This is a genomic window from Candidatus Didemnitutus sp. (assembly GCA_019634575.1).
Lineage (GTDB): Bacteria > Verrucomicrobiota > Verrucomicrobiia > Opitutales > Opitutaceae > Didemnitutus.
Genome location: JAHCAY010000002.1, coordinates 114444 through 130929 on the forward strand (window position 1 = coordinate 114444; position 16486 = coordinate 130929).

Consider the following 16486-nt stretch of genomic DNA (forward strand, 5'->3'; position numbering starts at 1 on the left):
TCGAGACGATCAGTTCGTCGCGCCGAAGGAGGCGCGGCGCTTGCGGGACTTCGCGGGCGCGAAGGGTTTCACGAAGGCTTCGTCGAAGTCGTAGATGTCCGCGAAGTCCTCGCGGCGATCGTTTTCGGTCTTCGAGAAGACGTTATATTCGATGAGATTGAAAACGATGTCGCCGAAGTCGCGGCAGCGAGTGATGCCCCAGGCGTTGAGGACGGTCTTGGCCAGCGGGCCGAATTGATCGAGGGCGTAGTCGCGCACCCCGCCGAGCAATTCCGGGCCGGTCACATGCTGGGAGCGGCCGGCGCGCTCGGGCGCGCGCTTCTTCAAGTCCTTGACGGTGTGGTCGAGCGCCTGCCGGACGAACGTGTAGGCCTTGCGGTCGAACCGCGCGTCTTCCTTGCAGATGAGTCCGACAACTTCGGTGAATTCCAAGTCTTGCATCACTAAGAGGCGGAACCGCTAGCACAGCCCCCAGCCGTTCGCAACCCGCGTTGCGGGCCCGGCGGGGGGAGCGACTTGGCGCAATAGGGGCGCAGGTCATCGCAAATCGTCCGACCCAACCGGACAAGACGGCACGGTCCGGAATATTCCCACAAAAAAATCGCTCGTAGCCCGAAAGCCCCTCGCCACGGGAGCGACCATGTGCAATTGAAATTCACTCTTCAGACAGATGATTGCGGCTACCCACTCCAACCACCCGCTCGCGGGTGTCCACGCCCCCAAGACTGTCGATCCGCTGGCTGACGCCCTCGCGCGCATCCGCAAGGCGGGCATGCGCGTCACGAAGCCTCGCGTCGCGCTGATCGAATCGCTCGCGCGTCGCCAGGCGCCGGTCGCGATCGAGACGTTGCATCACGAACTGACGGTGCAGAAATGCGATCTGGTGACGGTTTACCGCTGCCTCGGCGCCTTCGAGAAAATCGGCATCGTGCGCCGGAGTTTCCGACACAACGGCACGAGCATGTATGAGCTCGTGTTGAGCCAGCAGCCGAAACACTACCACATCGTCTGCAAGTCCTGCGGCGCCACGGAGCCCGTGGACTACTTCCCGATCGAGGGAGTCGAACGTGTGTTGCGCGAGCGCGGCTACTCCGAGCTGACGCACTTGGTGGAGTTCTTCGGCGTGTGCCCGGCGTGCCAGCAAACCGCGGCCACGAACCGGGTGGCGCGGATCGTCGCGCCTACGCGCGAGACCTGAGCCGGCGCCACGGTTCTCCGCATCGCGAGCGCGGCTTACGCCGCGCTTTTTTGTGTCCGGCTCCCGGCCGAATCCGCGCCGGATGGAATCGCGCGCCGCTGGAGAGATGGTCGTGCCAGCGGGGTGCGAGCGCTCCGTGCTCGCGTGGGTCAGTCGTTTGGGGCCGACGCGGCAACATCGACGCGCGGCGTGGGGCGCGCCCAAAAGAAGACCGCCGTCGGTTGCACTCGACGGCGGTCTCTTTTTTTAACGGCGGGGTTCTAGTGGTGTAGGCCCGTCGAAGGGGGCGTGCGCGCCGGTGACATCGGCGCGCCGACGACTTGTGGGAGATTATTGCTGGAGGAGGCTGAGGACGCTCTTCGGAGTCTGGTTGGCTTGCGCGAGCATGGCGGTGCCGGACTGCACGAGGATGTTGTATTTCGCGTATTGGGTGGATTCCTCGGCCACGTCGACGTCGCGGATGCGCGAGATGGCGGCGCCGAGGTTCTCGTATTCGACCTGGAGGGTCTTGGCGGCGAGTTCGAGGCGCGATTGCGAGGCACCGAGGGAGGCGCGCTCGGTGGCGACGTCCTGAATGGCGCTGGTGATTTTGCCGATCGCGTCGGAATCCGTGACGGAGAGGGCGTAGGTGCCGGAGCCGTTCTGGTCGATGATGTCGAGCATGTCGCCATCGCGGAGGTTCGACTCCGGAATCTTCATGTCCTGGCCGACGGCCTGGCCGATGGTGACGGTGAGGCCGGAGGAGTTCGCGCCGAAGAGGGTGATGCCGTTGAAGGCGCCGAGCGGCGTGTCGATGTCGGCGGTGCCGCCGATCTCGGAGGTGGGGCCGCCGATGGTGGCGCGGAGCTGGTCCTGGAGGGCGCCGAATTCCTGTTGGTAGAGCGAGATGTCGGTGGAGTTCTTGGTGACGTCCTTGGCGAGGATCGCGAGTTCGCTCATGCGCGAGAGGATCTTCGTCATGCCGGACATGAAGCCGTCGGCGGTCTGGACGTAGGAGATGGCGTTTTGGACGTTGGTCGTCGCGGCCTTCACGCGGCGGTTCTGCGCGTCGAGTTTTTCGGAGACGGCGAGGCCGGCGGCGTCGTCGGAGGGGTTGACGATCTTGGAGCCGGAGGAGAGGCGGGTGAGGGAGCGACCCAGCATTTCCTGGGACGCGTTGAGGTTGCGGGCGGCGGCGATGGCCTGGATGTTGGTGTTGATGACGCTCATGGCGGATGGTGGTTGGGTTTAGGCCGCGTTGATCTTCGCCGCGGCTTTCGCGGGAGCGGTCACGACGGTTTTGTTGCCACCATCCATGGCGGGCGACTGGGCCGGGCCGGTATCCTTGGTCCGGTTGATTTTTGGAAGGGTCGGAAGCGCGGCGCCGGACGGGCCGACGGCGGGCTTGAAAGCGGCGGCCTGGTTGGTCGCGGCGATGGCGGTCTGCACTTCCTTGCGGAAAATGGGGACTTCGCGCGGGGCGATGATGCCGATCTTCACGACGTCGCCATCGATCCGGTTGATGCGGATCTCGATGCCGTCGCCGATGACGATCGCCTCATTGGTCTTGCGGGAAAGGACGAGCATGGGGGAATCCTCAGGCGGTGGCGGCGCTGGCGATCGGGGTGCTCTCGACGAGCGGGTGGTGCGCGGAGTAGCGCGAGTAATTGGAGATGACGAGCTGGCGGCCGAGCTTGGTGCGGCGGTTGACGAGGATGGGGCCGATGAGGTTGACCTTGGCCTCGAGCGGGCGCTGCTGCTCGAGCGTGACGATGTTGAGCACCATGGCCTCGCTGCTGTCGCGGAGGTCGAGCTGCGCGGCGTCGTCGTCGAAGACTTCGGGGGTGTAATCCGGGATGAGGCCGGCGGGCTCGATGACGATGAAGTGGACCGAGTCCTTGCCGTTGCTGAGCTTCAGCCAGAGGAACGGGAGGTGGTCGGGCTGATAGAGGAGCTCGGCTTGGGTGTAGTCGCGGAAGCCGATGATGCCCTGGGGCAACGTGAAGAGATTCGCGACCTGCTGGTCGAGCTCGGCGGAAGGTGTTTCGAGGATGACTTTCATGGAGGGGGCGGCGGGGGGTTACTTCAAGTAATCGAGGAGGGAGAGTTTCATGATGTTCGACGCGGACTGGAGCGCGGCCTGATAGGCGACCTGGTTCTGGTTCAGTTTCACGATCGTGGAGGGGAGGTCGCCGTCGGCTTCGGAGGAGACGAGTTTCTCGAGATTGGTGACGCGGTCCTTCTGCTGCGTCTGGTTGACTTCGATGCGCATCTGCACGGCGCCGTGCTCGGAGAGCGAATTGACGATCAGGTCCTCGCTGTTGAGCAGGTTGCTTTGCGCGGACTGGACGGCGCTGGTGTCGCCGGCGCGGAGGGAGTCGCGGAGCGCGACGAGGTGGTTGATGAAATCGCCGAGGCCGGTGTTCGTGGCGGCGGAGGTGCCGGGGGAAACCGTGGAGGATTCCGAGAGCGCGACGGAGGACTGTTCGGTGTTGCCGGCGTAGGTCACGCCGGTGACCTGGCCGCTGGCGTCGCGGGTGGCGGCGAAGGGCGCGGTGTCGACCGCGGTGCCGGAGAAGATGTAATCGTTGCGGAACTTGGTGTTGCCGAGCTGCACGGCCTGCTCGATCAGCTGGTCGACTTCGGAGGCGTAGGCCGTGCGTGCCTCGGAGCTGACGGTGCCGGTGCCGAGCGTGCCGATCTCGGTGGCGCGGTCGGAGAGTTTCTTGATCTGCTGGAGGCCCGAGTAGGAGGCTTGGCTGACTTGCAGCGCGCGGTCGGCGTTGCGCTGGAACTGCGCGAGGGAGCGGCGTTCGCTCTCGAGGTTGATGACGCGACTGACGGCGGCGGGATCGTCCTCGGGGTTCGTGATGCGCTGGCCGGAGGCGACCTGCGATTGCAACCGCGCCGACTGCGAGCCGAGGTTCTGGATCTGGCGGACGATGTTGTCGGAAATCGTGTTGGAGGCGATGCGCATGGCGGGGATTCAGTGGGCCTCAGTGGCCGAGGCGGTTCACGACGGTGTCGAGGAGATCGTCGACGACGGAGAAGACGCGGGAGGAGGCCTGGAACGCGCGTTGGAAACGCACGAGGTCGGCCATCTCCTCGTCGAGCGAGACGCCGCTCACGGCGTCGCGCTGCGATTTCACGAGGTTGCTGATGTTGGTCTGGTCATCGACGCGGGAGTTGGCGCTGGCGAGCGCCTGGCCGAGGTTGGAGACCGACTGGGAAAAATACTGGCTGAGCGTGCCGTCGACGGCGTCGCCGCCCGCGGTGGAGAAATTCTGGCTGGCGATCGCCGCGACCGCGAGGGCGATGGAGTTGTCGCCAGCGGAGCCGTTGCCGGCGCGCAAGGTGGCGGCGGTGACGCCGGCTTGCACGGAGATGGTGCCGGCGGTGGTGCCGGCGGCGAAGAAATCGGCGCCGGGGGTCGCGCTCGGATTGTAGGCGGCGTTGACGGAGGTGACGAGTTGCCGCGCCATGCCGTCGAGGGCGTTGCGGAGATCCTGCACGGCGCCGTCGCGCGCGGAGAGCTGGCCGTAGATCTTGCCGGAGGAGAAGACGAGGGCGGTGGCGGAGGCGCCGCCGGTGAGGCCGGTGCCGGTGAACGCGACGGGGCCGGTGACAGCGGCCTTGTCGACGAGGACGACGTCGGCGTTGGCGGCGTCCTTCATCACGACCTGGATCTGGCCGTTGTCGGTGTTGCGGGCTTCGATCGGGATGATCGCGGCGAGTTCCTCGAGCTTGGCCTGGCGTTGGTCGCGGAGGTCGATCGCGGTGTTCGGGGCGCCGACTTCGATGCGGCCGATCTGGGCGTTGAGGTCGGCGATGGTGGAGAGGAGGCGGTTGACGTCGGCGACGTCGGCGGTGACGGCGGTGTCGACGTCGGACTGCACTTGGGCGAGGCGGGCGTCGGTCTGGTTGAAGCGGTCGGTGAGGATCGCGGCTTTTTGGAGCAGCGTCTGGCGTTCGCCGATGTCGGTCGGGCTGGCGGCGACGCTTTGGAAGGCGTTGAAGAAATCGTCGAGCGCGCCAGCGAGGCCGTTGGTGGAAGCGTTCGAGCTGGAGGCGGTCGTGGAGGAGGAGCGGTCGATGCTCTGGCCGAGGCCGGCTTGCGCGCGGCCGAGGACGTCCTGCTCGGCTTCGAAGGAGGATTTCAGCGCGGTCTCGCGCATGACCTGGCGATCGAGCAACGCGTCGCGGAGCTGCTGCACGGCGAGCGCTTCGAGGCCGAGGCTCTGTGCGCCCTCAGGCGTGACCACCGTGCCGCGATCGCCGTAGATGACCCGCTGGCGCGCGTAGGCGGTGTTGTTGACGTTCGAGAGGTTCTTGCCGGCGATCTCAATGGCGCGGGCGTGCGCGTTGAGCGCTTTGACGGACGCACCGAGAGTGGAGAAGAGGCCGGACATGGGGAGGAGGCTTTAGGCTATAAGCGGTAAGCTGTAAGCGGAGGCAGGTGATCGAAGAGTGGTGGGAGCTTAGGGCTTAAAGCTTTTCGCTTAGAGCTGTTTCAGCCCGCGACGCGGAAGGCGGGCTCGGGGCGGACGCCGCCGAGAGTGACGCGGCCGGTGGGCGCGTAGGTTTGCGTGAAGGCGTCGGGGCGGAGCTGGCGGAGCAGTTCCTGCTGGGCCTCGACGGTGCGGGAGAGCAGCGAGTGGTTGTGGCGCGAGGTGCGGCGGACGCGGTGAATGAGAATGTTGATCTCGGAGATGAGCGCCTCGAGCAGCGGGCGGACATCGGCGGCGAAGTGCGGGAGCAGCGTGCGCAGCGTGGCGGTGGGCAGCTCGTTGTGCTCGGTGGCGAACGCGGCGACGAGCGCCTCGCGGTTGCGGCGGGATTCGTGGAGGCTGTGCACGAGCGACTCGATCTCGCCGCTGAGGCGGAGCACGCCGTCGGGGTTGCGCGCGAAGAGGTAGCGTTGCTGTTCCTCGAAGAGGTGGAGGAGGCCGCCGTATTCGGCGATCTCGTGGCGGAGGGCGTCCGCGATGATTTTCCAGTCGTGATCCATGATCAGTCTTTCTGGCCGGCCGTGTCTGCGGCCAGCGAAGCGCGAGGTGTGAGCTGGTGTTGGAGAATGTTGCCGAGGCCGAGGCCGCCGGCGGCGGAGAGTTGATTCGAGAGGACGTCGGTGAGCAGGTAACCGTAGACGCTGCCGCCACCGCCGGCGCCGCCTTCCTTGCCGCCCATGATGCTGCCGACGCTTTCCTGGAGGAACTGGCGGAGGAGGATGGCCTCGAACTGGCCGGCGACGGCCTTCACCTGCTCGGATTGCGGGAGGTTCTGCATCTTGCCGGGGTTCGCCATCATCGAGGCGACCTGGGCGGCGGACTGGCGGGGAGAAATGGCGGAGACGTTCATGGCTCAGTTGATGATCAGCTCGGCCTGGAGGGCGCCGGAGCGTTTGAGCGATTGGAAAATAGCCATCATGTCGCGCGTGGAGACGCCGAGGGAATTCAGCGCGGCGGCGAGGCGCTCGACGGTCGGCGGCTCGTTGAGGACGGTGAAACCGCCCTTGGTCTCGTTGACGGCGGTCTGCGTGCTCTGGACGGTCTGCGTGGTGCCGTTGCTGAGCGCGCCGGGCTGCGAGACGCCCTGGTTGTTCGTGACAGTGATGGTCAACGCGCCGTGGGCGATCGCGACATGCGAGATGCGGACGGTCGAGGTGGCGACGATGGTGCCGGTGCGCTCGTTGATGACGATGCGGGCGAGCGTGTCGGGCTGGACTTCGACGGTGCCGAGGTCGGCGAGGAACGCGACGTCGCGGCTGCGGTATTCGCCGGGGATGTGGACCTGCACGGTCGCGGCGTCAGTCGCGATCGTGCGCGACTCGGGCCAGCGGGTGTTGATCGCATCCGCCATGCGCGCGGCGGAAGTGAAATCGGGATTGTGGAGGAGCAGGCGCAGCGTCTGGTCGTGGACGAATTGCGCTGGAATCTCGCGTTCGACGATGGCGCCGTTGGAGATCGTGCCGACGGTCGGGTGATTTTTCTGCACGGTGGCGCCGCCGGCGCCGCCGCTGCCGCCGACGAAACCGCCGATGGCCACCGGGCCCTGCGCGACGGCGTAGACGCGGCCGTCGGCACCGAGGAGCGGAGTCTGGAGGAGCACGCCGCCTTGCAGCGTCTTCGCATCGCCCATCGAGGAAACCATCACGTCGATGCGCGCGCCGGGCTTCATGAACGCGCCGATGTCGGCGGTGATCATGACGGCGGCGATGTTCTTCGACTTGATGTCGGTCGCGGCGACGCTGAGGCCGTAGCGCTGTAGCGTGTTGGAAATGGCGCGGAGCGTGGAGAGCGCGTTGCTGTCGCCTTCGCCGGCGAGGCCGACGATGAGGCCGTAGCCGACGAGCTGATTGTCACGGCCGCCCTCGACGAGCGTGAGGTCCTTCACGCGCGCGGCGTGCGAAACGGAGGCGACGACGAAAACCGCCAGGGCGCAGGTGGCCGCGCGGCGGAGAAGAGAGGAGAAGGTGCGTCGTGCTGTGTTCATCCGTGATCCTGAGTGGACCGAAGTCGTGTGTTACATCGCGTCAGAACGGGCGGAGTTTTTCGTAGAGCTTCGAGAGCCAGCCGCGTTTCTGGGCGTCGGTGAGCGCGCCTTCGGCGACGAACTCGACGCGAGCGTCGGCGATGTTGGAGGAAAGGATGGTGTTGTCGGCGGCGATGTCGTCCGGGCGCACGAGGCCGTGGAGGACGATGTATTGCGTCTCGCCGGAGAACGTGACGACGCGCATGCCCTCGATCACGAGGTTGCCGTTGGGCATCACGTCCGTGACGAGCACAGCGGCGCGGCTGCTGAGCGACTGGTTGTTCACCGTCTGGCCGCCGCCGGAGTAGTCGCCCTTGCCGGTGATGTTGGTGGCGGGGAGTTCGCCGTTGTGCGTGCCGAGCTTGCTGGCGGCGACGGAGAACATGAATTGGCTGACCGCGTCCTCGATGGTGGACTTGCGGGTGGCGGATTTGCTCTGGGTGTTCGTGGCCGCGACGCTTTCGATGACGACGATGGTGAGGATGTCGCCGGAACGGGAAGCCTTGCGATCGGCGAACATGCCGCGCGAGCCCGAGGAAGGCGTCCACAACGACTCGCCGCGCACGCCGGCGGTGCCGAGCGCGAGGAGTGCGATCAGGGCGGCGGCGCGAAGCTCAGAAGCGGACTTGGACGCGGTTTTCATCGATGACGAACGCGGAGAAATCTTTCTTCGAGTCGAGATTGCGGACGGTGACGACTTCGCCCTGTGCGCCATTCTGCATGGCGAGGGCCTTCATCGTGACGACGAGCATGCCGTCGGCGGCGGAGACTTCGACCAGCTCGCCTTTCTTGACGAGCGGGCGGCGGGCAATGTCGCGCCAGGTGAGGAGGCGGCCGGCTTGGATGCCGCGCACGAAATTGAACGAGTGATCGCCGACGGCGGCGGGCAGCGCGTCGCGCTCGCGGAGCAGGTCGACGCGGCGGGTCTCGAGGATGGAGGCGTCGAACGGCGTGTTGTTCGAGATGGGCTGGCGGGCAACCCAAGCGTCGCGCCAGAGCGCGGCGCGGAGCGTGAGCGTGGTCTCGCCGAGCGACTGGCCGTCCGCGAGGATGCGGCAGCGCAGGAGCATGGAGGTGGCGGCGACGGAAGGATACTCGCTGATCTGGATCTGCCAGTCGCGGGCGACGCGATCAGGCGAAGTCCACGGGCGGATGAACTCGAGCTGCAGGTCGCCCTCGAGATTGAAGTGCGCGGAGAGGTCGCGGGTGAGCGCGGCGGTGAAATTTTCCTGGCTGAGCGGCATCGCGACAGTCGCGGCCGGCTCGTCGGCGCGGAGCGCGCAGAGGGCGAAAAAGGCGACGAAGGTGACGAGGAGGCGGGGCATGGCGATCAGCGCTTCATGTTGGCCACGTTCTGCAGCATCTCGTCGGAGGACTGCACGGACTTGGAATTAATTTCGTAGGCGCGCTGGGCGACGATGAGCGCGACCATTTCCTCGACGATGTTCACGTTGGAGGCCTCGATGTAGCCTTGGATGGTGCGGCCGAAGCCGTTTTCGCCGGGGTTGCCGGTCTCGGGCGTGCCGGAGGCGGCCGTCTCTTCGTAGACGTTGCCGCCCATGGAGCGGAGGCCCGCGGGATTGGCGAAGCGCGTCATGGTGAGGCGGAAGGTCGTGCTGCCACTCGAGGACTGGACCGTGACCTGGCCGTCCTCAGAAATGGAGACGTTCGAGCCGGCGGGGATGGTCTGCATGCCGCTGAGGATCGGCATGCCGTCGACGGTGACGACCTGGCCTTGGGCGTTGAGCTTGAAGGAGCCGTCGCGGGTGTAGCCGATAGTGCCGTCGGGGCGCTGCACCTCGAAGAAGCCGTCGCCTTGGATCGCGATGTCGAGCTTCTCGCCGGTGTTGGTGAGCTGGCCTTGGGTGAAAACCTTGGAGGTCGCGGCGACGCGGGAGCCGTTGCCGACTTCGATGCCGGTGGGGACGAGGTTGCCGCCGCCGGAGTCGGAGCCGGAGGCGCGCGGCTTCTGGTAGAGCAGGTCCTGGAACTCGATCTTGCTGCGCTTGAAGCCCGGGGTGTTCACGTTCGCGAGGTTGTTCGCGATCGTGTTCAGGTTGAGCTGCTGGGCCTCCATGCCGGTGGCGGCCGAGTAAAGGGAGAGATTCATGGCGTCAGCAGTTCGGGGTTAGCAGAAAATCCGCCCCCCACGACTGGGGCCGGCCCGGCCCCACACCGGGCGCGGCCATGCAGTCGTGATATAGCGGTTGTCTATATGGGGAATTCATTGGCGCGGTGGCGCTCAGCCGAGGGCTTGGAGGGTTTTCTCCATCTGCTCGTCGGCACTGGTGATGATCTTCTGGTTGGCCTCGTAGGCGCGGCTGATGAGGACGAGGTCGACCATTTCGCGGAGCGGCTGGACGTTGCTCTGCTCGAGGTAACCCTGCATCAGCTCGGGATCGGACATGTTGTCCTTCCCGGCCTCGGGGCCGGCCACGAACATGCCGCCCGCGGTCGGCATGAGGGCGGCCGGATTCGAGAACTTGTAGATGCCGAGTTTGCCGAGCGCCGTGCTGCCTTGGAAAATCGTGCCGTCGCGGTTGATCGTGATCGCGCCGCCGCCGGGGAGCATCGTGATCTGGTTGCCGCCCTCAGTCAGGACCGGCAGGCCGCCCGCACCGACGAGCGTGCGCTCCGGCGTCATGCGGAACTCACCGCTGCGCGTGTAGAGCTTCTGGCCGCCGGGACCGTCCATCTCGAAGAAACCGTCGCCCTGGATCGCGACATCGAGCTCGCGGCGCGTGGGCTGCGTCTCGCCGGTCATGAAATTGATGCCGGTGGTGACCTTGGTGAAGAGCACGGCGTGCTCGTTTTCCGGGCCGGCGTTCTTGGCGTCGGGGCGGATGTTCCACTTGCCCGCGACCTGCGAGGAGAACTCGACGGTGCGCTTGCGGTAACCGGTCGTCTGCGCAGAGGTGATGTTCTGCGACGTAGCGTCCTGCCAGCGTTCGAGAGCCGACATCGAGGAGGCGCTTTGGTAGAGACCGATATTCATCCGGCACGGCAAAAAGCAACGCCGGTGCCAACGATTTCGAGCGCGCCATTAGCCAGCGAGGACCAACGAATTAAAAAATTCGCCGTCTCGGCACATCGTTCATCCCCCTCCCTGCCCTCGCCCGGTCCGGCAATCTTTGCCGCCGCTTCGGAAAAATCTGCCCGGCCATGAAAAAGCCGCACCGTAGGGTGCGGCAAATTCATCGGCACGTTCGCGCGTGCGACTCAGAAAAACTTCTTCGCTTTGTCGAAAAAGCTCTTGGCCACCGGCTGGTCGACGTCGCCGCAGGCCTGCGAGAACTCCTCGAGCTTCTTGCGCTGGTCGCTGTTGAGCGAAGTCGGCACCTCGACGTGCACGCGGATCAGCTGGTCGCCGTGCGCGCCGCCGCGCAGGTGCGGCATGCCGCGACCTTTCAGGCGGAACGTCGTGGCGGATTGCGTGCCGGCCGGGATTTTCAGCGTGGCCTTGCCCTGCAACGTCGGCACCTCGATCGTGCCGCCGAGCGTGGCGATGGTGAACTTGATCGGGATCTCCGTGAACAGGTCGTCGCCCTGCCGCTCGAAAATCTCGTGCTCCTTCACGTGCACGACGATGTAGAGATCGCCCGCCGAGCCGCCCATGGTGCCCGCCTCGCCGTTGCCGGCGGAGCGGAGCTTCGAGCCGGTGTCGACGCCGGGCGGGATGCGGACGTTGATCTTGGTCGTTTCCTGCACGCGGCCCTCGCCGTCGCACTTCGCGCACACGCGTTCGAAGCGCGCGCCGCTGCCGTGGCAGGTCGGGCACACCTGCCGCACGTGGAAAAAGCCGCGCGAAGTCGTGACCTGCCCCGCACCACGGCACGTCGGGCACGTCGTGCGCTTCGAGCCGGGCTCGGCGCCGCTGCCATCGCAATGCGAGCAGGTGCCGAGGCGCCGGAACGAAATTTCCTTCTCCACGCCGTGTGCCGCTTCCTCGAGGGAAATCTCGATGTCGTAACGCAGGTCGGAGCCGCGCGACGCGCCGCCCTGGCCGCCGCCTCCGCCAAAAAATTCATCGAACATCCCGCCGCCGCCTCCTCCGCCCTGACCGAAGACTTCGCGGAAGATGTCGAACGGATCGTGGAAACCGCCGCCCGCGCCGCCCGGGAAACCGCCGCCGCCGCGCGCGCCGCCCATGCCGCCTTGCTGAAACGCGGCGTGGCCGAACTGGTCGTAGGCCGCGCGCTTCTGCGGGTCTTTCAGCACCTCGTAGGCTTCGGAGACTTTCTTGAACATCTCCTCCGCCTCCTTGTTGCCGGGATTCTTGTCCGGGTGATACTGCACGGCCTTCTTGCGATAGGCCTTCTTCAAGTCCTCCTCGCTGGCGTTCTTCGCCACGCCGAGCAGCTCGTAATAGTCTTCCTTCTTGGACGTCGCCATGGTCAGGCCTTCGTCTCGGGCTTGGCCGGGCCGCTCGACACGATCACCGACGCCGGGCGCACGAGGCGACCGTTCAGCGAGTAACCGAGCCGCACCACGGCAATGACCTTCTCCTCCGCGACTTTGTCGTCGGGTTGGTGCGAGATGCACTCGTGCTGGTGCGGGTCGAACGCGGCGCCGACGGGGTTGATTTCCTTCAACCCGTGGCGGCCGAGCGCGGCCTTGAACTGCTCCAACACCATTCCGACGCCGTCGACGATCGACTTCGCGTCGCCGCTCTGCTGCTTCGCGGCAGCAAGGCCGAGGCTGAGATTGTCGAGTGTCGGGATAAGGTCCTCGACGACGTTGGCGGTCGCGTATTGGCGGAGCTCGTCCTTCTCGCGCACGGTGCGCTTACGGAAATTTTCCAGATCGGCGACGGAGCGCAGATAACGTTCCTGCGCGGCCTGCGCTTCGGCGCGCGCGACGGCGAGCTGCTCGTCGGCGGACGACGTGGCTTTCGCGGCCTCGGGCGCGGGTTTGGCGTCGGCGGGCTTCGCGGCCGCGTCGGACGCGGGAGGAGTCTTCGGAGTTTCGGTCTGGCTGGTTTCGCTCATGCGGAACGGCGGAAAGTAGGCGTGAGTTTTGCGGTTTTCAAGTGTGGCCGTGCGACAGTTTCGAAGCTGGGGCGGGCCCGCCGGGATCGCCGCGTGGGCGGCATGGCGTCCCTAGCGGAGCCGGCGGTCCCGCCCTACCCCAGGCGTGTCACACGCGGGCGAAATTCTCCGTCACGAGCGCCAGCGTGTCCTCGCTCGCGGTGAAGGCGAAAGCCTCCGCGAACGGCAGCAGGACGTTCTCGCCACGTTCGACGGTCTCGTCGCCGGCCTGCAAGCGGCCGGTCACGACCGAAAGCAGGCGCGGTTGCTCGCGACCGGCGAACTCGAGGCGCGCCCCGCGCGCGAGGCGCACGCGGCGAATGCCGAACTCCGCGCAATCCGCGAGCACGTCGCCCGGCTCGCTCGCACGCAGCAGGTGCGGCGCGGGCGCGGTGTTCGCCGTGAGACAGGCCAGCGATTGCTCGACGTGCATCTGGCGCGGCTTGCCGTCGAGGCCGACGCGGCCCCAATCGTAGACGCGGTAGGTCGTGTCGGAGTTCTGCTGGATCTCGAGGATCAGGTTGCCGCCGTCGATGGCGTGCATGACGCCGCTGCGGATGAGGATCGAGTCGCCGGCGCGCGTCTCGTGGCGGCGCAGGAGCTTTTCCGCGGTGTTGTTCGCGAGCGCCGCGCGGAATTTGTCCGCATCGACGCCGTCCACCAAACCCGCCAGCACGCCGGCACCGGGGTCGGCATGGGCGACGAACCAGTTTTCCGTCTTCGGCTCGCCGCCGAGCGAGAGGGCGATCGAGGCCGGCGGATGCACCTGCAGGCTGAGCCGCTCGCGACAATCGAGCCACTTCACCAAAATCGGGAACGCCCGCGTGCGCTCCCACTCGGGCCCCATCACGTCCTCCGCACGGGCTTCGATCAGCTCGCGCAGTGTCCGGCCAGCGAACTCGCCGCCGCGCACGACGGATTGGGCCTCGGGGCGGTCGACGATTTCCCAGCTTTCGCCGATCGGTTTGTCCGGCGGCAAGGCACGGCCCAGACGCTCCGCGAGGGCGCGGCCGCCCCACACGCGTTCCTGAAAAATCGGGTCGAAACGGAAAAACGGCATCGTAGTTGAAGGCTAGCGGTTTGAGTGGCGCGGAACGGGGAATTTACATTGACCCTCACCCGCGCTAGACGTCTCTAAAGGCATCGAAATGGCCAAAGCTGCGAGCACAAATCCCAAGGACTCCAACCCCTCGTTCGAGGCGCCGCGCCACCGGCCAAACTGGGGCGGTTTCGTGCTGTGCGCGATCCTCGGCATCCTCGTGCTCGTGGCGATGGCGTTCTACGCGCCGAGCCAGAACTATCTTGATCAGTCCGGCAGCCGCAGCGAGGTCATCAACGGCAAGCTCCAGCAAATCGCCCTGCAACCCGCCGACAAAAACCCGGTCGGCGACGTGGGCGTGGTGATTTCGGTTTTCAGCTTCAAATTCCTCGGCGGCGCGGCGTGGCTCATCCCGGTTTTCCTGCTCTGGATGGCAGTGACCTACGTGCGCAGCTCGCGCCACCTCACCGGCACGCGGCTCATCGCGATGTTCTTCTCCTTCGCCTCCGGCGCGCCGCTGCTCGCGATGCAGGGCTTGGCGTTCATGAACCGCCAAGTCTACCCGTCCGGCCCCGGCGGCTGGACCGGCAAGGCGCTCTACGACGGCTTCTTCGAGAGCACATTCGGCGGCTTCGGGTCGTTCTTCCTGCTCACGGCCGTCTACCTGACGAGCATGGTGTTCATCTTCACGCGGGACATCACGGCCGAGTTCGAGAAGTTGCTGCACAACTTCCAGGAATGGCGGCAAAAACGCGCCGCGCTCGCCGCCGCCCTCGCCGAGGAACGCCGCAAACAGAAAGAGGAACTCGCGAAGCAAAAAGCCGCTGCCGCTGCCGCAGCGGCCGCCGCGCCGGCCGCCCCCACCCGGCCCGGCCCGACGCCACAACCGCTCGCGCCGTCGAAAAAGGCCATTGTTCCGAAATCCGACGATCCGCTCGCTGACGCCCCGAAGCCCGGCTCGCGCGCTCCCGCCGCCGGGACCGAACCGGAATCAAACAAGCCGCTCCCGCTCCCCGCGAAACCCGCCGCCAAGCCCGCGCCGACCGCGACCGACACCAAGCAGCTCGCCGTCGCCGCCGCCGGCAAGATCGAGCTCAACATCGTCAAGCCCGAGGAAACCAAGAAGGCCAAGATCGTCCTCCCCCAGACCGACGACAAAAACTACGAATTCCCGCCGCTGAAAATCCTCAAGGAGCAGGTGAAGCTCGACGCCGCGAACTCCGAGGAGGAACACCGCGCCAACGCCGAGAATCTCCTCCGCATCCTCAGCGAGTTCGGCGTCGAAGTCTCGCTCGGCGAAATCCACGTCGGCCCCGTCATCACGCGCTACGAAGTCGTCCCCGCCCCCGGCGTGCGCGTCGAAAAAATCTCCGGCCTCGACAAGAACATCGCCCTCGGCATGCGCGCGCAGTCGGTGCGCATCCTCGCGCCGATTCCCGGCAAGGCCGCCGTCGGCGTCGAAGTGCCGAATCAGAAACCCACGCCTGTCGGCATGCGCGAGATTCTCGAGAGCGAGGACTGGGCGCACGCCAAGGCCGAACTCCCGATCGCGCTCGGCAAGGACGTCTCCGGCAAACCGCTCGTCTCCGATCTGACGAAGATGCCGCACTTGCTCATCGCGGGCGCGACGGGCTCGGGAAAATCCGTCTGCATCAACTCCATCGTCGCTTCGATTCTCTACTCGAAGAGCCCGAAGGACGTGCGCCTCATCATGGTCGACCCGAAGGTGGTCGAATTGAAGGTCTTCAATTCGCTGCCGCACATGCTCATCCCGGTCGTCACCGAGCCGAAGAAGGTGCCCGCCGCGCTGAAGTGGCTCCTCGGCGAGATGGAGCAGCGCTACCAGATTTTCGCGAAGGTCAACGTCCGCAACATCTCCGGCTTCAACAATCGCAAGAAGGACAAGCCCGTCGAACTCCCGCCCGAGCAACAAGGCGAGCTCAGCGGCGTCGCGCCCGACGACATCGAGATTCCCGACCGCCTGCCCTACATCGTCGCGATCGTCGATGAGCTCGCCGACCTCATGATGATCGCGCCGGCCGAGATCGAGACGAGCATCGCGCGCCTCGCGCAGCTCGCCCGCGCCGCCGGCATCCACCTCATCATCGCCACACAGCGCCCGTCGGTGAACGTCATCACCGGCGTCATCAAGGCCAACCTTCCCTCGCGCATCGCCTTCCAGGTCGCCTCGCAAATCGACTCGCGCACCATCCTCGACGGCAAAGGCGCCGAGACGCTCATCGGCCGCGGCGACATGCTCTTCACGCCTCCCGGCACCTCGCGCATCGTCCGCGCCCAGGGCGCCTTCGTCGCCGACGAAGAGGTCGCCGAGGTCGTCGAGTTCCTCAAGAAAAACGGCCCCCCGCAATACGCCCAATCCGTCCAGCAACAGATCGACCGCGCCGCGCGCGAAGACGACGAGGATGGCGAAGGCGGCGAATCCGACGGCGATCTCGGCGACGACGAGGACTTGTTCCGCCAGGCCTTCGATGTGCTCAAGTCCACGCGCCGCGCCTCCACCTCGATGATGCAACGCCGCCTCCGCATCGGCTACAACCGCGCCGCCCGCATCATGGACGTCATGGAGGACAAGGGCATCGTCGGCCCCGAGAACGGCTCGAGCCCGCGCGAAATCCTCGTCGACCTCGACACCTACGAGCCGTGAAAAGCCAGCGCTACCTAGACCGGCTTTAAGCTTTCAAACCCACTTCC

General features: G+C 66.2%; 19 protein-coding genes. 2 read left to right on the forward strand and 17 right to left on the reverse strand.

From position 1 onward, the window contains the following. Window positions 1-9 precede the first annotated feature (9 nt). Window positions 10-441: a hypothetical protein gene (locus KF715_15515; protein MBX3738102.1), complete on the reverse strand. Its 432-nt coding sequence runs from the start codon at window positions 439-441 to the stop codon at window positions 10-12. A gap of 229 nt (window positions 442-670) precedes the next feature. Between KF715_15515 and KF715_15520 the strand changes: the two genes are divergently transcribed. After that, window positions 671-1198, forward strand: coding sequence for a transcriptional repressor (locus KF715_15520; protein MBX3738103.1), 528 nt, complete (start codon window positions 671-673; stop codon window positions 1196-1198). A gap of 330 nt (window positions 1199-1528) precedes the next feature. Here KF715_15520 and KF715_15525 read toward each other — a convergent pair whose 3' ends face one another. The 16 genes from KF715_15525 to KF715_15600 form a co-directional block, all read right to left on the reverse strand. Further along, window positions 1529-2407, reverse strand: coding sequence for a flagellin (locus tag KF715_15525; protein ID MBX3738104.1), 879 nt, complete (start codon window positions 2405-2407; stop codon window positions 1529-1531). A gap of 18 nt (window positions 2408-2425) precedes the next feature. After that, window positions 2426-2764 carry a carbon storage regulator CsrA gene (gene csrA / locus KF715_15530; protein MBX3738105.1) on the reverse strand — a complete coding sequence of 113 codons (339 nt, stop codon included), beginning with the start codon at window positions 2762-2764 and terminating at the stop codon, window positions 2426-2428. 10 nt (window positions 2765-2774) lie between these two features. Beyond that, the gene (locus KF715_15535) at window positions 2775-3239 is read right to left on the reverse strand and encodes a flagellar assembly protein FliW (protein ID MBX3738106.1); all 465 of its coding nucleotides are present in this window, start codon (window positions 3237-3239) and stop codon (window positions 2775-2777) included. Between the two features lie 18 nt (window positions 3240-3257). Beyond that, entirely contained in the window at window positions 3258-4154 is an 897-nt protein-coding gene (gene flgL, locus KF715_15540; GenBank protein MBX3738107.1) for a flagellar hook-associated protein FlgL, read from the reverse strand. 19 nt (window positions 4155-4173) lie between these two features. Next, window positions 4174-5586 (reverse strand): flagellar hook-associated protein FlgK, encoded by a 1413-nt coding sequence (gene flgK, locus KF715_15545; protein ID MBX3738108.1) that lies wholly within the window; start codon window positions 5584-5586, stop codon window positions 4174-4176. A 101-nt stretch (window positions 5587-5687) separates the two neighbouring features. Further along, window positions 5688-6185: a flagellar export chaperone FlgN gene (gene flgN, locus KF715_15550; protein MBX3738109.1), complete on the reverse strand. Its 498-nt coding sequence runs from the start codon at window positions 6183-6185 to the stop codon at window positions 5688-5690. 2 nt (window positions 6186-6187) lie between these two features. Continuing rightward, window positions 6188-6535 (reverse strand): flagellar biosynthesis protein FlgJ, encoded by a 348-nt coding sequence (locus KF715_15555; GenBank protein MBX3738110.1) that lies wholly within the window; start codon window positions 6533-6535, stop codon window positions 6188-6190. Between the two features lie 3 nt (window positions 6536-6538). After that, window positions 6539-7669, reverse strand: coding sequence for a flagellar basal body P-ring protein FlgI (locus tag KF715_15560; GenBank protein ID MBX3738111.1), 1131 nt, complete (start codon window positions 7667-7669; stop codon window positions 6539-6541). Window positions 7670-7709: 40 nt separating this feature from the next. Next, window positions 7710-8351 carry a flagellar basal body L-ring protein FlgH gene (locus KF715_15565; GenBank protein ID MBX3738112.1) on the reverse strand — a complete coding sequence of 214 codons (642 nt, stop codon included), beginning with the start codon at window positions 8349-8351 and terminating at the stop codon, window positions 7710-7712. After that, on the reverse strand, window positions 8323-9033 hold the full coding sequence (gene flgA / locus KF715_15570) for a flagellar basal body P-ring formation protein FlgA (GenBank protein MBX3738113.1): 711 nt from the start codon (window positions 9031-9033) through the stop codon (window positions 8323-8325). The genes KF715_15565 and flgA overlap by 29 nt, the downstream gene beginning before the upstream one ends. Before the next feature lie 5 nt (window positions 9034-9038). Further along, the gene (gene flgG / locus KF715_15575) at window positions 9039-9818 is read right to left on the reverse strand and encodes a flagellar basal-body rod protein FlgG (protein ID MBX3738114.1); all 780 of its coding nucleotides are present in this window, start codon (window positions 9816-9818) and stop codon (window positions 9039-9041) included. A gap of 132 nt (window positions 9819-9950) precedes the next feature. After that, window positions 9951-10703, reverse strand: a complete 753-nt coding sequence (locus KF715_15580; GenBank protein ID MBX3738115.1) for a flagellar hook-basal body protein — start codon at window positions 10701-10703, stop codon at window positions 9951-9953. Continuing rightward, on the reverse strand, window positions 10700-10906 hold the full coding sequence (locus KF715_15585; protein MBX3738116.1) for a hypothetical protein: 207 nt from the start codon (window positions 10904-10906) through the stop codon (window positions 10700-10702). The genes KF715_15580 and KF715_15585 overlap by 4 nt, the downstream gene beginning before the upstream one ends. 21 nt (window positions 10907-10927) lie before the next feature. Further along, window positions 10928-12100: a molecular chaperone DnaJ gene (dnaJ, locus tag KF715_15590; GenBank protein MBX3738117.1), complete on the reverse strand. Its 1173-nt coding sequence runs from the start codon at window positions 12098-12100 to the stop codon at window positions 10928-10930. Between the two features lie 2 nt (window positions 12101-12102). Further along, a complete protein-coding gene (locus tag KF715_15595; protein ID MBX3738118.1) occupies window positions 12103-12696 on the reverse strand; it encodes a nucleotide exchange factor GrpE in 594 nt (197 codons plus the stop codon). Between the two features lie 148 nt (window positions 12697-12844). Continuing rightward, the gene (locus KF715_15600) at window positions 12845-13795 is read right to left on the reverse strand and encodes a class I mannose-6-phosphate isomerase (protein ID MBX3738119.1); all 951 of its coding nucleotides are present in this window, start codon (window positions 13793-13795) and stop codon (window positions 12845-12847) included. An 88-nt stretch (window positions 13796-13883) separates the two neighbouring features. On the opposite strand from KF715_15600, the gene KF715_15605 reads away from it, so the two are divergent. Continuing rightward, a complete protein-coding gene (locus KF715_15605; protein MBX3738120.1) occupies window positions 13884-16439 on the forward strand; it encodes a DNA translocase FtsK in 2556 nt (851 codons plus the stop codon). Window positions 16440-16486: the final 47 nt, after the last annotated feature.

Excerpts from the sequence above, each read along its gene's own strand:
- KF715_15525 (MBX3738104.1), bottom strand. The coding sequence starts at position 2,407 with ATGAGCGTCATCAACACCAACATCCAGGCCATCGCCGCCGCCCGCAAC.
- flgA (MBX3738113.1), bottom strand. The coding sequence starts at position 9,033 with ATGCCCCGCCTCCTCGTCACCTTCGTCGCCTTTTTCGCCCTCTGCGCG.
- KF715_15600 (MBX3738119.1), bottom strand. The coding sequence starts at position 13,795 with ATGCCGTTTTTCCGTTTCGACCCGATTTTTCAGGAACGCGTGTGGGGC.
- KF715_15595 (MBX3738118.1), bottom strand. The coding sequence starts at position 12,696 with ATGAGCGAAACCAGCCAGACCGAAACTCCGAAGACTCCTCCCGCGTCC.
- KF715_15535 (MBX3738106.1), bottom strand. The coding sequence starts at position 3,239 with ATGAAAGTCATCCTCGAAACACCTTCCGCCGAGCTCGACCAGCAGGTC.
- flgK (MBX3738108.1), bottom strand. The coding sequence starts at position 5,586 with ATGTCCGGCCTCTTCTCCACTCTCGGTGCGTCCGTCAAAGCGCTCAAC.
- KF715_15560 (MBX3738111.1), bottom strand. The coding sequence starts at position 7,669 with ATGAACACAGCACGACGCACCTTCTCCTCTCTTCTCCGCCGCGCGGCC.
- dnaJ (MBX3738117.1), bottom strand. The coding sequence starts at position 12,100 with ATGGCGACGTCCAAGAAGGAAGACTATTACGAGCTGCTCGGCGTGGCG.
- flgL (MBX3738107.1), bottom strand. The coding sequence starts at position 4,154 with ATGCGCATCGCCTCCAACACGATTTCCGACAACATCGTCCGCCAGATC.
- KF715_15565 (MBX3738112.1), bottom strand. The coding sequence starts at position 8,351 with ATGAAAACCGCGTCCAAGTCCGCTTCTGAGCTTCGCGCCGCCGCCCTG.
- KF715_15515 (MBX3738102.1), bottom strand. The coding sequence starts at position 441 with ATGCAAGACTTGGAATTCACCGAAGTTGTCGGACTCATCTGCAAGGAA.
- KF715_15555 (MBX3738110.1), bottom strand. The coding sequence starts at position 6,535 with ATGAACGTCTCCGCCATTTCTCCCCGCCAGTCCGCCGCCCAGGTCGCC.
- KF715_15605 (MBX3738120.1), top strand. The coding sequence starts at position 13,884 with ATGGCCAAAGCTGCGAGCACAAATCCCAAGGACTCCAACCCCTCGTTC.
- KF715_15585 (MBX3738116.1), bottom strand. The coding sequence starts at position 10,906 with ATGAATTTGCCGCACCCTACGGTGCGGCTTTTTCATGGCCGGGCAGAT.
- KF715_15580 (MBX3738115.1), bottom strand. The coding sequence starts at position 10,703 with ATGAATATCGGTCTCTACCAAAGCGCCTCCTCGATGTCGGCTCTCGAA.
- flgN (MBX3738109.1), bottom strand. The coding sequence starts at position 6,185 with ATGGATCACGACTGGAAAATCATCGCGGACGCCCTCCGCCACGAGATC.
- KF715_15520 (MBX3738103.1), top strand. The coding sequence starts at position 671 with ATGATTGCGGCTACCCACTCCAACCACCCGCTCGCGGGTGTCCACGCC.
- csrA (MBX3738105.1), bottom strand. The coding sequence starts at position 2,764 with ATGCTCGTCCTTTCCCGCAAGACCAATGAGGCGATCGTCATCGGCGAC.
- flgG (MBX3738114.1), bottom strand. The coding sequence starts at position 9,818 with ATGAATCTCTCCCTTTACTCGGCCGCCACCGGCATGGAGGCCCAGCAG.